Origin of the sequence: Paenibacillus sp. FSL E2-0201 (assembly GCF_037963325.1) — a bacterium.
GTDB lineage: Bacteria > Bacillota > Bacilli > Paenibacillales > Paenibacillaceae > Paenibacillus_AQ.
The window spans coordinates 6,064,229-6,079,051 of the sequence record NZ_CP150154.1 but is presented as its reverse complement, the minus strand read 5'-3'; the positions used below and the strand labels follow the sequence as shown (position 1 = coordinate 6,079,051).

The following is a 14,823-nucleotide window of genomic DNA, read 5'->3' as shown; positions in this document are numbered from 1 at the left end:
TAGTCTTAACACAAAAAGTCCGCCCTTTATTGGGGCGGACTTTTTGTGCTCTAGTACGAGTTGTTATGCTCATAAACTGTATATTGTGTAGGATTTTCTTGAAGAAATATCTCGGAGAAATGACGAATATGAATTTTTTTCCTGAAAAGTACCCGAGATGTGGTCAGAGGTAATTGATAAGAATAATAAATTCTGGTGAAAGTGGGCATGGAGAAGGATTTTGGAACTGTAGGAGCGAATGCGATAGCCCGAAAGCTTTCCGTAGGAAAGCTAGCATCGTAAGCATATGCTATCCTCAGATTTCGACCGCTATATGCGGTTTATAATCAGGAAATCAGAGGATAACAGCGACCGAAAGTCCAACATTCTTAGGAATGTCATTGGATTCACCCTATCTATTATTCCTAGAAATTAACTCAGTTTACAGAGGAGGTTACAATACAATCCTTGATTTTTATACAAACTTGAATTACGATTTAATTGCTTGTACCGTGGATATTTCAAAATAAATACCAAGGGCGGCAAGTCTGGGGGAGTTAACAGGTGGAGAATTTGGAAGGCAGATTGACAAAGCTCGCCTTAAAAGGCGACCAAAGGGCATTTGCCGAGCTTGTGGAACTATATAAAGACAAAATATATCATCTGGCGTACCGGATGCTGAACAATCGCCATGAGGCGGAGGATATTGTTCAGGAGACTTTTTTGCGTGTGTATAGAAACTTGGATCGGTATGATGATAAACAGAAGTTCTCTACCTGGATTTATCGGATTGGAACGAACCTCTGTATTGATAGATTACGTAAACGGAAACCAACCTATTCGCTCGATGCAGAAATGAACGATCAGGAGGGCCTTGACGGCTATTCATTGATTCCAAGTGATAATGTGACACCTGAGACCGAATTACTGCTCTCTGAGACGCAGGGGCTAATCTATGAGGCGATTGACAGTCTGCCTGTGAAATACAGGTCTGTGATGATTCTTAGATACCTGCAGGATTTATCACTTCAGGAGATCAGTGATGTGCTCGACATGCCTGTTACCACGATTAAAACGCGTGTTCACCGCGGTCGTGAATTTTTGCGTAAAAAATTAGGCCCGAAAATGTAATAATTGATTTTTTTATGAAACATCTTTTGAAGAGCAACGTATGTAAGTTAAGCAAGTCTTATGTGTCCTGACCCTTTGTCTTAGGATAATTAAATAGCACTCATGAAAGGATTGGCTCCTATGGAATGCAAACTGGCCGTCTCTATGATGCACGATTACTTGGATGACGACTTGCCCGAACAGCAGCAGAGGGAATTGAAGGAGCATCTTCTATCCTGTCCAGATTGCCGTGCAAAGTTTAAAGAATTAGAACAGACAGATATGTTGATGTTCTCCCTTATGCATCAGAATCCCGTCGCCTCAGATGATCTTGTGAGCCGGATAATGAGTTCATTGCCAAAGTCCAAGAAAGAAAAAGCTTTCATTACCTGGATCAAGAGACACCCTGCACTTACAGCGGCATCTCTGTTTCTTGTCGTAATGCTAATGAGCACCGTAACTTTTTGGAGTCCAGATAGACAACTTGTAGTTAGAGGAGTAGATCTGGATCAAGTGGTCATCAAAGGGGATACTGTAATCGTACCTTCCGGCAAGATTATTACCGGTGACCTTACCATAGAGAATGGTAAAGCACAGGTATATGGGGAAGTGAACGGTAACGTAACAGTTATTGACGGCTCTTTGTATCAGGCTTCAACGGCTCATATTTCTGGGCAAGTCAAAAGCATAGACCAAGCAGTAAGTTGGCTCTGGTATAAAGTGACGAACATGTTCTCTGAAGTTGCCTACCGTTAATGCGGGCAGTGGTTACCTTGAGCTGGAATATTATTTTGCGCCTCTTTTTCCGGAAAGATGGCGCTTTTTTGTTGCCTTAATTTAGAAAATTTAGAAAATGCGTGAGGCACTAAACTTGCAACTGGAGCCCGAACGTTATAACCTAGATATGATATAGATCTAACAGACATTTTACATAAACCCAGCTAATATGAAATGACGGGGGTTTTAGGCAATGAGTTATTTTACAGATTTAACATGGAAAGACTCCATTAAAGATATAATTGATATCTTGATCGTCAGCTACATTATTTATAAAGTGCTTAATATGGTGCGCGGAACTCGAGCGATTCAACTGCTAAAGGGGATTCTCGTACTGGTTTTGATTTGGGCTGTGAGTACCATCCTAGATCTCTATACGCTCAAATGGCTAATGAATCAAATGTTTACATTCGGGGTGCTGGCGGTCTTTATCATTTTTCAGCCGGAACTACGAAGGGGACTGGAGCAGCTTGGACGAGGCAGATTTTTCGGACGGGCTGGGGAAAGTGATGAAGAGCTCAGTAAATTAATTGGCGAAGTCATTAAAGCCGTAAATTATTTATCACATAGAAAAATAGGGGCATTAATCGTATTCGAGCGAGAGACAGGCCTCAATGAATATACGGAATCGGGTATCGCGATGCGTTCTCTAGTCAGCTCGGAGTTGCTGATTAACATCTTTATTCCTAACACACCTCTGCATGACGGAGCCCTTATTATGCAAGGAAACCAGATTGCCGCCGCTGCTTGTTATTTACCTTTGTCTGAGAACCCTTTTATTAGTAAGGAACTGGGGACACGGCATCGTGCAGCTATAGGGATCAGTGAGGTTGCGGACTCTGTGTCTGTCATTGTCTCAGAGGAGACAGGACAGATTTCTCTGGCCATCAATGGTCAAATTGTGAGGGACATTAAAGAAGAATCAATGATTTCGAAGCTCCATCAAGAGCTAAGTGTAAGTTCATCGCTGAAGGAGAAAGGTTCAACTTTCTGGAAACGGAAGGGGGACAAAAATCATGGATAAGTGGATGAGCAATAACAATTTCAATAAGATTCTTGCCCTTGCGTTTGGGATTATTCTGTTTACAATGGTTCGTGTCGACACTGCACCTGTTGGACAGACCACGGTCGATACTAAGTCGAAGATTATTGAGAATGTAAAGATCGAAGAGGTCGGTCTAGATAAAGATAAATATGTGCTGGAATACAAGGATGTAGATAGTGTCAGTATGGAGGTTAAGGGGAAGAACTCTGATATCTCCTTTCAGTTCTCGGACGACTATAAAGTGACTCTTGATCTAAGTAAGGTTGAGCCTGGAGATAATACGTTGCCACTCTCTTATTCATTACCTAGAGGTGTAACGCTCGTCAGAATGACTCCTAAAGAGGTCAACGTACATGTAGAGCTGCGAAATACAAAGTCTTTTCCCATAACCTTGGTTACCAAGGGAGAACCAGCAGCGGGTTATCAATTGGGCACCCCTGTCATGCAGCCTACAGATACTGTTGAGGTTACGCTTCCTGATAATGAGTTAAGCAAAGTGGTAAAGGTACAAGGCACCATTGAGCTAAATGGGGAGAATGAAACCTTTAAAGAGAAGAAATTGAAGCTGCACGCTTATGATAGTGAAGGAAAAGAAGTGAAGGACGCTGTAATTGAACCAGCTACCGTATCGGTGGAATTGCCAATTACTTTGCCTTTTAAGAGCCTGCCACTGGATATCGGCTTTACCGGTCAACTTCCAGATTCTCTCGTCTTATCGAATGTGACACCAGAACTGGAATCAGTTGTTGTATATGGTCAAGCAAATGCATTAGCAGCTTTATCAACCTATGAAGCAAGTGTTGATCTTAGCGCTATAGATTCTGCAGGAACGAAGCAGCTGAAGGTAGATCTGAAGCCTCCGGCTGGAACTGAGAAGGTCATGCCTGAAACTGTGAATGTTTCATTAACGATTTCAGAAATTGCTGAACGGAAGGTTGAAGCGGTACCCATCAAATTACAAGGTGTGGGTGATGGGCTAGAGGGAAGTATTGTTAATCCACCAAGTAAGGATATAGACCTTACCTTAACGGGTGCACCTACTTTGTTAAATCAACTAGATAAGAAAGATTTAAGTGTTGTGGCAGATGTGACTGGCCTTACTGCCGGGACTCATGAGGTTTCTTTACGGGTATCACTGCCCAAATTCATTGCACTGGCTAATTCAGGCGTGCCTCTTACGGTGACTGTGCAACTACTATCACCTGCAACGCCGGTGCCTACGCCTCATCCAGATACGGGGAGTGTAACTACTCCTGAGCCAAGCTCTGAGCCTGTTATAGGCGATGAGGGAGCCACTGAGAAGCCCACCCATAGTGGAGAGGCTGGTGGGACAGCAACGCCTGACCCGACAGATAGCAATCCAGAGAATAACGGCACAGCTAACACAAGTACGAATTCCGAAAATCCTGTAGGTACAGGGGGAACATAACCTTTTATTGAAATACGTCTTTTAGGATATGTCCCAAAGGTACACCAAAATAGTATTCAAGTCATATGATAGAACATTAAGCTAATGTAGCGTATTCAAAGGAGAAAAATAATGGGGAAGTATTTTGGAACTGACGGTGTGCGGGGAGTAGCGAACCGTGAATTAACAGCAGAAATGGCCTATAGCATTGGTCGTTGCGGAGGATATGTACTAGCGGGTAATGTGCATAAACCAAAGGTTGTCATCGGAATGGACACACGTATTTCCGGTCCTTTGCTTGAATCGGCTCTTATTGCTGGTTTGCTGTCTATTGGAGCAGATGTAATCCGTATAGGTGTAGTGAGTACGCCTGCTGTTGCCTATATTACTAGATTATTAAAGGCCGATGCAGGGGTAATGATTTCTGCATCACATAATCCGGTTGAAGATAATGGCATTAAGTTCTTTGGCGGAGATGGTTTCAAGCTTACGGATGAAACTGAGCTGCGTATTGAAGAGCTTATGGATGCTGAGGTAGATGAATTGCCGCGTCCTATCGGTTCAGGTTTAGGTATGGTTACGGTTGATAATGATGCTAAGTACCTCTATTTAGAGTATTTGAAGACTACAATTTCTCAGGATTTTAAAGGGGTCAAGGTCGTACTCGACTGTGCTCACGGCGCAGCGTATGAACTTGCACCAAGATTGTTCAGAGAGCTTGGCGCTGAAGTTATTTCTATTGGATCCGAGCCTGATGGCTTGAATATTAATGCTGGATTTGGTTCGACACATCCAGAGACTTTGCGTGAAGAAGTATTGCGTCAAGGAGCGGATTTGGGGCTTGCTTTTGACGGAGATGCTGACCGATTGATTGCGATTGATAATAAAGGTGATGAAGTTGACGGAGACTTTATCCTTTGTATTTGCGGGGATGCAATGAACCGTGCCGGCAAGCTGAAAGATAGTACAATTGTATCAACCGTTATGAGTAATATTGGATTCTACAAAGCTACCGAGAAATTATCTCTGAACACTGCTAAAACAGCTGTGGGCGATCGGTATGTGATGGAAGAAATGCGCCGTGGCGGCTTTAATCTAGGTGGAGAACAGTCTGGACATGTTATCTTCCTTGATTATAACACTACAGGTGATGGTATTCTGACGGCTATTCAGCTGGTAGATACACTTATAGCTTCAGGTAAGCAGCTTAGTGAACTCAAAAGCATGATGACAAAGTATCCGCAAGTACTGGTTAATGTTCGTGTTCAGGATAAGACCAATTATCCTAACAACCAGGCTATCGAAGCGGCTATCGCTGAAGTAGAAGGCAAGCTAGGCGACAATGGCCGTGTGCTTGTACGTCCGTCCGGTACGGAATCTCTAATCCGTGTCATGGCAGAGGGACCTGATAAGGCAGATCTAGATCTTTATGTGAATCAAATTGTAGAAGTTGTTCAACGCGAATTGGTATAATTCATTTCCATAACTATATAGCCGGTGTAGTGAGCGAGATCAATTCGGACTCATTACACCGGTGTTTATCACTTTTAGGCCGGATCCAATGAACAGGAATTGGAAATTTGGGTTGGTGCAGCATTGCCAAAGTACTACAAGGTGCATATAATAGATTAAGTGTCATTCTAGAAGGAAAGTGGGGATTGTGAGGTTCGCAATAGCAAGCGCCAGAGCTTGGTCGAGCGCGGGGGAGAAGGGAAAGCTGCTACATAGTTATGTAGACAAGGGCTTGAACGGATCACGGCAGACGTAAGCTGACGAGGTGGAGGTGTTCGAAATGTTCGGCGGGGACCTCCCGGTGATGCACCAGAGCCGTAAATGGAGACGGAAAATGGAAGGGCGACCTTTCACACAACGTTTTCATGGGTGCATAAGAAATATAAAAATTCATGTGTGCGCGCATCGTAAAGAAACACGGTAGTTCTGCCACGGCAGAGAAGAAGGCTGTGCATTTCATGAACATAAGATGTAAGTGACAGTTTATTTTGTTGATCCAAAATACAACAGAATATTTGCTTTTTCTCAAAAACATGCCGCACGGCACGTTTCTTTCCTTATGCCGCCACATTACGATAACTCGGACGGGGGAAATTATAATGTGTGGTATTGTAGGATATATTGGTAATCAGAATTCGCAGGGGATCTTGGTTGAAGGATTGAAGAAGCTGGAGTATCGGGGATATGATTCCGCTGGTATTGCTGTATTCACTGGGGAAGGATTGCAAGTAGTGAAAGCACAAGGCCGTTTGGCGAATCTGCAGTCGAAGCTAGAAGGCAGCCCACTGGCAGGTAGCGCCGGTATCGGACATACACGCTGGGCAACTCACGGTAAACCATCCGATGAGAATTCGCATCCACATACGGATAACAGCATGAAGTTCTCGGTCGTTCATAACGGTATTGTTGAAAACTATCTGGATCTGAAAGAAGAGCTGATTGCTGGCGGGTGCCACTTTGTCTCCGAAACAGATACAGAAGTGATTTCACATCTGATTGCTCGTGAATATGACGGGGATATCGTGAAGGCTGTGCAAAAAGCGATTACCTTCATGCGCGGTGCGTTTGCATTAGGCGTCCTGACTGAATATGAACCAGATAAATTGGTGGCTGTGCGTCAAGCGAGCCCGCTCATTATCGGTCTTGGCGAAGGAGAAAACTTTATCGGGTCAGATATTCCTGCATTGCTTGAGTATACCCGTAATGTATATATTTTGAACGACGGCGAAATGGCAGTCCTGACAAGAGATGCTGTCGAACTGATGACGATTGAAGGCAACTTTATTTCTCGGGAAATGATTACTGTCGATTGGGATGCAGTTACCGCGGAAAAAGGCGGCTACGAGCATTTCATGTTGAAAGAGATCCACGAGCAGCCTAAGGCTTACCGCGACACTATGCGTGGTCGTATTAATGCCGAAGGCAACAAGGTTGTTTTGCCAGAGCTGAACATGACGGAAGAACAAATCAAGAACATCCGTAACATCCAAGTTGTTGCTTGCGGAACGGCATACAATGCTGGTGTGGTAGGACGTACTATGATCGAATCTTTGGTTCGTATTCCGGTTGAGAATGATATCGCATCGGAATATCGTTACCGTTCACCAATCGTGACACCAGAAACTTTGGTTATCGTTGTCAGCCAATCCGGTGAGACTGCGGATACATTGGCTGCTCTGCGTGAAGCGCAAGCTAACGGTGCACATGTATTGGCGATCACTAACGTAGTGGGCAGTTCTATTGCTCGCGAAGCGAATGATGTGTTGGTAACTTTGGCAGGTCCTGAAATTGCAGTAGCCTCGACCAAAGCCTATACTTCACAATTGGTTGCCTTCGGATTGTTTGCTCTTTATTTAGCTGAAGTTCGTGGTACACAAACCGAAGCACAAGTGGCTAAGATTCTAGCAGCTATGCAAGCTCTACCAGAGCAAGTAGAAGAGATCCTGGCTCAAAAAGAAGCGATCAAAGGTTATGCAGAACAAATTTCTGAGCACAAAAACCTCTTCTTCATCGGCCGCGGCGTAGACTACGCTGTTGCTCAAGAAGGGTCCTTGAAGCTGAAAGAAATCTCTTATATTCACTCCGAAGCTTATGCTGCAGGTGAATTGAAGCACGGTACGCTGGCTCTAATCGAAGAAGGCGTTCCGGTTATTGCCCTGGCAACTCAGGAAGCTGTGCTTGAGAAGACTGTGAGCAACATTAAAGAAGTGAAGGCTCGCGGCGCTGACGTGCTTGCGATCACTCATCAAGAGCATTTGACTGACCTGCTTAGATCAGTGGATCAAGTGTTTGTGATTCCTAAGACACTGCCAATGCTGACAGCAGCGTTGTCCGTAGTACCTCTGCAATTATTGTCTTATTATGCTTCTCTTGCGCTGGGTCATGATGTGGATAAACCACGTAACTTGGCGAAGAGTGTTACTGTGGAATAGAGTTTGTTGGGAATAATTATGTGATGTTCAGTGTCTGGTGATATCATAGTTGTGAAATTGACATTAAAGTTATGAAATAGACATTAAAGTTGTGAAATAATGATTGGTATCCGGTAATAAAAAAGTGTGTGTCATGACAATAAGGTTTTGTTCTAGACAATAAAGTTTTATGCTTAATTTAGAAAAATTATAGTTAAACAGTCATCTAAGACTAAATTAAATACTTCATACTAACAGTCCCGAAGAAGAACTTACCTTCCTCGGGACTGTTTTTTTATTTATATAGGAGGTGAAAGAGTGAAAACTCTTGGTGATAAAATAAAAAACATCAGAAAAATCAACAAACTGAGTCAGGTCAAACCTTCGTTTTGATTGGTATTTCCCAAGGTACATTGAGTGAATTGGAACAAGATAAGTACAGCCTTCGTTGGAAGCTGTTATGGCAGTAAGAAAAAATTTCGATTTTAATGTAAAATGATTATTATTTTGAAATAATATGGTTCGATAACAATAGACTTTACTATGCGAGACTAGAACAAGAAGAATCGAAATAATAAATACACTTAGGGGATTAAAGTCAGAAGATAAAGAAGAGAATAAGTATATAATAGATTTGAAATTATGCCGTTATAAAAAGGATAAATTCGGATTAGCATCCTAATTCCTTCATAGCTGGTTCCGGACCGTGATTTAGCTATCCTTCAGCAGACATTGCAATTGCTTTTGTTTCATGAACTGTTCCATATGGATGCTCAGGCGGTGCATAGATAACATAAATTTTAAGGGGACTATTCCCTGTATTGGTTATATTGTGCCATTTTCCAGCAGGTATCATAATTGCATAGTCATCATAGGCCATCACTTGGAAATCCAAATTATCTTTCCTATCACCCATTTGAACAAATCCCTGACCTTCTTCTATACGTATGAATTGATCAGTTGTCGGATGGACCTCTAATCCGATATCATCGCCAATATTGATACTCATCAAAGTCACTTGAAAATAATTCCCTGTCCATAATGCGGTCCGGTAAGTATTGTTTTGCTTTGCTGCCTGGTCAATATTTATTACAAGTGGACATTGTCCATAATCTCTTAAATTCATTATCTCATAGGGATTACTATTGGTATTATTCCAATTATATTGAGGATGATAACCCTGATTGTTTTTATTACTGCTGTTATGCATAGGATTATGCCAGTGATAGTGATGACATGATTTATGATACATACTCATTCTCCTCTTTAGATTTAGTGTTTACTTTTATCATATGTAGTTGCCTATATAAAGGAGTGCAAAACCTAAAAATATGGGCAAGAGCCTAAATGATGACAAGACAAACTAGATGGAGAAGTCTTGTAGACATCCTAATTTAATTCTTCGCCCTATCCTACAAAGTCTACCTCTCAATACTAAAAAACATCCGAGCGAAAATCAGGATAGACCTCTGAAATTCGCTCGGATGTTTTTAGTATACCGTCCAGTTCTAACATATTTCACTTCAGGGTAGGTGTATTTAGTGAGAACAATCAATATGATTTTTTCATGAAGAGGTGAAAAGAAAATGCTGAACTGGAGTAATAACACCTTATTCAGAAAATAATTAGATCGAAGTAATGTATGAGTTCAATGTTCAATATCGATCACCGAAGTCAATTAGTTCTCTAAATACCGGTACAAGGTGGATTTGCTGATTCCGGTTTGTTCTTTAATCTCAGTGAGTGTATAGTTTCTGGACTGATACATAAGGATCGCTTTCTCCACGTTTTCATCAGCTTTCCGGGGTCGCCCGGGAACATTCCCCTTTTGCTTCGCTTCAAAGAGTCCTCTTTTGGTAAATTAAAGATTCTGCATGGAGAACCAGGCCCGACAATCATTGAATATGCCAATAAGGAAAAAGTGGAGATGGTTATCATCGGAAGCCGGGGATTAAATGCGCTCCAAGAGATGGTTCTAGGAAGTGTCAGCCATAAGGTTGTAAAAAGAGTGCATTGTCCTTTAATGATAATAAAATAGCAAAAGCTTGCTTTTACTTAAAATTAAAGATCCATCCCCGACGAGTGTCGAGGTTGGATCTTTTGATTCTGGAATCAAGCCGATTGATGGAATAAATCTTCAAGGATCAGGATCACAAGCACTAACGTTACGCGTTAATCTCCAAAAAAACGTCCAATGGTTTCGTCTAGATTTTCAATGCGTTTTTTGCTTATAATCACCTACTTACTTTAAGTAAAGAGAATAAATATCAAGAACGTTATTCAAGCCATCCAACAATTCTTTAACTTCTGTACTTTTCTCTGGGTCAGCACACTGATCTGAGTAAGTATACGTTATTGGATTTATAGAAATGAGAGGGGTTATAAAATAGTTATCTGAAAGTTCAAATGTTATATTAATCTTTTCAATTTGCTTATTATACTCCATGGAGTTTAGGCATTTTCCTTTGATAATCTGATCTATGGTAGCTCGGGAGATGTCTGTTAGTTTAGATAAAGACAATTTGGAATAACCTTTCTGCCGAAGGAAGGTCACCAAGTTTTTAGCAATTATTTCACGGTGATCAAAAAAAATTAAGCTCATGTTGTAACACCTCATTTATCATTCGATGAGAATATCGGCTTTACTTACACAGAAAGTAGTTGATAGACAGACCTATTCAAAGCAGAGATATGATTATATTTTTTGTTGATTACAACAGTTTTTCCATAATCAACACATCTATAAAAGCTCCATCCATAACTCCTTGTTTCTCAAAAACTCCAACCTGCCGATAGCCCCTTTTTTGATATAACATTTGACCTGCTTGATTGAATGGAAAGGTAAATAGTACAATTTTATAAAATTCTTGTTCCAGTGCAGATTTTTCCAAGACTTCTAGGAGGGTATTTAGTATTTCCTATACCTTGTCCACGAAAGTGACGATCAATATAAATTGAGAGGTCTGCAACGCCGTTATAGGCGCACCGATGGGAATAGGGGTTAAGAGAGGCCCAGCCTATCACCTCGTCTTCTCTTACAGCTACTAAAATGCTGTAGCGACCTCGGTGATTTTGGAACCATCCCTCCATAAAAGCCGAATCATTTTCCTCGGTTTCAAGGGTAGCAATCCGATCTTCGATACCCTGATTGTAAATCCGAAGAATACTTTTCAAATCCTGTAATGTTGCATGACGAACGTTGAGTGTAGACATATCTGAACACTCCTTCTGAATTTAAGTCATTTGCTGATTTATGGTTGTAACTACCGTTGCTCTTTGTGAAGGAGAGATAGGGTATGTGTCTTCAATCATTAGCATCAGGTGTCTATTTAAACCTCATAAATAGTATAATTCTAAAAGTTGCAAAATATAATTGGAAAAATTCAGATTGCCAAATCAGGATTATAGAATAATTATATACTGTTGTTTTACATTGCGTTAACACAAAGTACGATTTAAATATAACAATTTAATTATATAATTATATACAAATAGAAAGGGGCTGAGAAGATGCAACAACCAATTCGTCTTTATTTTCTTTGTATCCAGAATCGTTGCCGAAGTCAAATAGCTGAGGCTTTTGCCAGACATTATGGTGGTAATCATGTGGTCGCTGAAAGTGCGGGGCTTGAATCCGGAGATATCCATCCTTATACCATTGAAGTCATGAAGGAAATAGGAATTGATATTTCAAACAAAAGCTCAAAAACAATTGATATGAAAACGTTTATGCAATCGAAAGTCATTGTAAAGTTATGTGAACAAGTTAATGAAAAATGTCCAATCGTGCCCTTTGCCATCAAAAATGTTCAATGGAATGTTACTGATCCGTTAACACGTGATGGTCTTCTGGGAGACGTAAGAGCTGCAAGGGACGAAATCCAACAGAAAGTTATTGCACTATTGAAGGAAATGAAAATACCAGTTAACGAATAAAGATGTTTGTATCGATATCGGGTGTAGTATCATCGTACATTCAGTTGTGATCATGTGGGATGAGCTAATTTTAATAGAAAACAGTTAATCGAACGATTATTCACGGCAAACCATAAGAATAAAAAGAGGTTCTCGAATTAAGGGCATTTATCTACAGAAATAGCCTTTCTTGATTTTGAAGGAATCAAACAATAATATATGGTTATATATTTATATATTATTTTGTTCGTAATCTTGAGGGGACTGTGTATATGTTCGATATGGAAATGGCTGAAAAACTGAAATTATTAGGTGACAAAACCAGACTCACAATAATGGGACTATTGAAAGATAAAGAATGGTGTGTGTGTGATCTAGCGGGGATCTTAGATATGACTCAGCCCAATGTCAGCCAACATTTAAGAAAATTAAAGGCGCTGGGAATGGTTAAGGAAAGAAGACGTGGACAATGGGTATACTATTCACTTGATGTGGATGATAAACCCTTTATTCAAACCGTTCTAGATACCTTGCCCGATACTCAGACGTTGCTGTCTTTGTTAAAAGAGAACTATACTGAGGCTGATTGTGATTAATCGAATGACTTAAGTCTGACCTCAGAGTCTGATTTATATATTACCTATTGCTTATATAAGCATATGATTATATAATGATGAAGGAAAAGGAGGAACGGAATATGAGTTTTGCTCTAGATGATTTGGAAGAAGTATCACTGGTTTTAAAGCTTTTGGGGGATAAAACGAGGCTTACCATGATGAAATTGTTGGAGAAGCAAGAATGCTGTGTATGCGAACTTGTCGAAGTTTTCAAAACGAGTCAACCGTCTGTCAGTCAGCATTTACGCAAACTAAAGGATGCAGGTCTGGTAAAGGAAAATCGGAAGGGTCAATGGATTTTTTATTCAATTAATTCTAATAGTAATCATAATGAGTTAATCCAGAAATTGATGAACTTTGTTCCTTCACAAGATCATGAATTGGAAGAGCTCGATAAGAAAGGTCTTAGAATTTCTTGTAATTAATACGTGCAAGGATTTAAGTGATAAGGAAAACTTATCAAAGGAGATTGAACAATATGAGTCAAAGAGAAAAAAAGTTGTCTTTCTTGGATCGTTATTTAACCTTATGGATCTTTGCGGCAATGGGAATTGGGATATTGATCGGCTTTTTGATACCTAGCTTTTCGGAAGGTTTATCGAAGATGCAGGTCGGTTCGACTTCAATTCCTATAGCCGTGGGATTGATTCTGATGATGTATCCACCGCTTGCTAAAGTGAAGTTTGAGAAACTGGGAAGAGTATTTAAGGATTGGAAAGTCCTACTGCTCTCCTTGGTGCAGAACTGGATTATCGGTCCAGTATTAATGTTTCTGTTAGCCATCTTATTTCTGAGCGATATGCCGGAATACATGATTGGATTAATCATGATAGGTTTGGCTCGATGTATCGCTATGGTTCTCGTATGGAGTGATCTGGCAAAAGGCGACCCGGAATATACAGCAGGTTTAGTGGCTTTTAACTCCATTTTCCAAATCATTTTTTATTCCGTCTTTGCATATTTGTTCATCACTGTAATGCCCGGATGGTTTGGCGTACAGGGAGCAGTCGTTGATATTACGATGGGGCAAATTGCGGAAAGCGTAATGATTTACTTGGGTATTCCATTTGCAGCTGGAATATTGACGCGAGTGATTGCACTGAAGACAAAGGGTGAGGTTTGGTTCGAGAAGGTTTTCTTGCCAAAGATTGGTGCTCTTACTTTGATTGCCCTCTTATTTACAATCGTGTTGATGTTTTCACTTAAAGCAGATTTAATGATTCAGCTACCTATGGATGTCGTTAGAATCGCTATACCATTATTAATATACTTCGTCATTATGTTTTTCTTGTCCTTCTGGATGTCCAAAAAAGCGGGAACTTCTTATCCGGTAGCAGCCTCACTTTCTTTTACTGCAGCCAGCAATAATTTTGAACTGGGTATTGCAGTGGCCATCGGTGTGTTCGGATTAAATTCAGGGGCGGCATTTGCCGCTGTTATCGGACCGCTTGTTGAGGTGCCTGTTCTTATCGGGCTTGTAAACGTCTCTTTATGGTTCGGAAAGAAGTACTTTAATAAACCGTCACCTGCTGCCTAAACAAAGCACCAAAAATATAGTTACTATTACCTTCAATATAAAGGAGATTATCTTTCATGGAAAAGAAAACAATTTACTTTTTGTGTACTGGAAACTCTTGCAGGAGCCAGATGGCTGAAGGCTGGGCAAAGAAATACCTCAGTGATGAGTGGAATATTTACAGTGCAGGTATCGAAGCACATGGTCTTAACCCTAAAGCAGTGAAAGCTATGAATGAAGTAGGAATTGATATCACGTCTCAGACATCCGATATTATTGATTCAGAGCTATTAAATAACGCTGATCTGGTGATTACCTTGTGTGGAGACGCTGCTGATAAGTGCCCGATTACACCTCCAAAAGTGAAACGGGAACACTGGGGATTTGATGATCCTGCGAAAGCGCAAGGAACTGACGAAGCGAAATGGGCTGTATTCCAGCAGGTCCGTGATCAGGTCGGAGCACGAATTAAACAATTTGCTGAAACCGGCGAATAAGGAATAGTCCAGCCGGGAGAAATCCCGGCTTTTTTC

13 protein-coding genes and 3 pseudogenes are annotated in these 14,823 nt (G+C 40.9%); 12 read left to right on the top strand and 4 right to left on the bottom strand.

Annotated features, from left to right (window positions below; translation table 11 throughout):
• Positions 1–543: 543 nt before the first annotated feature.
• The 6 genes from sigW (at position 544) to glmS (ending at position 8,263) form a co-directional block, all read left to right on the top strand.
• Positions 544–1,110, top strand: coding sequence for an RNA polymerase sigma factor SigW (gene sigW / locus NSU15_RS27345; protein ID WP_036681288.1), 567 nt, complete (start codon positions 544–546; stop codon positions 1,108–1,110).
• A 120-nt stretch (positions 1,111–1,230) separates the two neighbouring features.
• Positions 1,231–1,845: a zf-HC2 domain-containing protein gene (locus NSU15_RS27340; protein WP_042131175.1), complete on the top strand. Its 615-nt coding sequence runs from the start codon at positions 1,231–1,233 to the stop codon at positions 1,843–1,845.
• 214 nt (positions 1,846–2,059) lie between these two features.
• Positions 2,060–2,890, top strand: a complete 831-nt coding sequence (gene cdaA, locus NSU15_RS27335) for a diadenylate cyclase CdaA (protein WP_042131174.1) — start codon at positions 2,060–2,062, stop codon at positions 2,888–2,890.
• On the top strand, positions 2,883–4,340 hold the full coding sequence (locus NSU15_RS27330) for a CdaR family protein (RefSeq protein WP_339288264.1): 1,458 nt from the start codon (positions 2,883–2,885) through the stop codon (positions 4,338–4,340). The genes cdaA and NSU15_RS27330 overlap by 8 nt, the downstream gene beginning before the upstream one ends.
• A gap of 111 nt (positions 4,341–4,451) precedes the next feature.
• The gene (gene glmM, locus NSU15_RS27325; protein ID WP_042131172.1) at positions 4,452–5,792 is read left to right on the top strand and encodes a phosphoglucosamine mutase; all 1,341 of its coding nucleotides are present in this window, start codon (positions 4,452–4,454) and stop codon (positions 5,790–5,792) included.
• Positions 5,793–6,430: 638 nt separating this feature from the next.
• Positions 6,431–8,263: a glutamine--fructose-6-phosphate transaminase (isomerizing) gene (gene glmS, locus NSU15_RS27320; RefSeq protein WP_042131171.1), complete on the top strand. Its 1,833-nt coding sequence runs from the start codon at positions 6,431–6,433 to the stop codon at positions 8,261–8,263.
• Between the two features lie 694 nt (positions 8,264–8,957).
• Here the strand turns inward: glmS and NSU15_RS27315 are convergent.
• Together NSU15_RS27315 and NSU15_RS27310 are read right to left on the bottom strand one after the other, a co-directional pair.
• Positions 8,958–9,494: a cupin domain-containing protein gene (locus tag NSU15_RS27315; protein WP_339288263.1), complete on the bottom strand. Its 537-nt coding sequence runs from the start codon at positions 9,492–9,494 to the stop codon at positions 8,958–8,960.
• Positions 9,495–9,920: 426 nt separating this feature from the next.
• A pseudogene (locus NSU15_RS27310) lies at positions 9,921–10,100 on the bottom strand (helix-turn-helix domain-containing protein); the annotation flags it as partial.
• On the opposite strand from NSU15_RS27310, the pseudogene NSU15_RS27305 reads away from it, so the two are divergent.
• Positions 10,101–10,280 (top strand): annotated as a pseudogene (locus NSU15_RS27305) (universal stress protein); the annotation flags it as partial.
• A 204-nt stretch (positions 10,281–10,484) separates the two neighbouring features.
• Here NSU15_RS27305 and NSU15_RS27300 read toward each other — a convergent pair.
• Both NSU15_RS27300 and NSU15_RS27295 read right to left on the bottom strand, forming a co-directional pair.
• Positions 10,485–10,844 (bottom strand): hypothetical protein, encoded by a 360-nt coding sequence (locus NSU15_RS27300; RefSeq protein WP_339288262.1) that lies wholly within the window; start codon positions 10,842–10,844, stop codon positions 10,485–10,487.
• Between the two features lie 109 nt (positions 10,845–10,953).
• Positions 10,954–11,455, bottom strand: a pseudogene (locus NSU15_RS27295) (arsinothricin resistance N-acetyltransferase ArsN1 family A).
• 297 nt (positions 11,456–11,752) lie between these two features.
• Here NSU15_RS27295 and NSU15_RS27290 point away from each other — a divergent pair.
• From NSU15_RS27290 to arsC, 5 genes are all read left to right on the top strand, one after another.
• Positions 11,753–12,178: an arsenate reductase ArsC gene (locus NSU15_RS27290; protein ID WP_339288260.1), complete on the top strand. Its 426-nt coding sequence runs from the start codon at positions 11,753–11,755 to the stop codon at positions 12,176–12,178.
• Positions 12,179–12,438: 260 nt separating this feature from the next.
• A complete protein-coding gene (locus NSU15_RS27285) occupies positions 12,439–12,753 on the top strand; it encodes a metalloregulator ArsR/SmtB family transcription factor (protein ID WP_339291489.1) in 315 nt (104 codons plus the stop codon).
• A 101-nt stretch (positions 12,754–12,854) separates the two neighbouring features.
• Positions 12,855–13,199 (top strand): metalloregulator ArsR/SmtB family transcription factor, encoded by a 345-nt coding sequence (locus NSU15_RS27280; RefSeq protein WP_339288259.1) that lies wholly within the window; start codon positions 12,855–12,857, stop codon positions 13,197–13,199.
• A gap of 53 nt (positions 13,200–13,252) precedes the next feature.
• Complete coding sequence (arsB, locus tag NSU15_RS27275; RefSeq protein ID WP_339288258.1) at positions 13,253–14,311, top strand: ACR3 family arsenite efflux transporter; 1,059 nt, start codon at positions 13,253–13,255, stop codon at positions 14,309–14,311.
• A 56-nt stretch (positions 14,312–14,367) separates the two neighbouring features.
• A complete protein-coding gene (gene arsC, locus NSU15_RS27270) occupies positions 14,368–14,787 on the top strand; it encodes an arsenate reductase (thioredoxin) (protein ID WP_339288257.1) in 420 nt (139 codons plus the stop codon).
• The last annotated feature ends 36 nt before the right edge of the window (positions 14,788–14,823 follow it).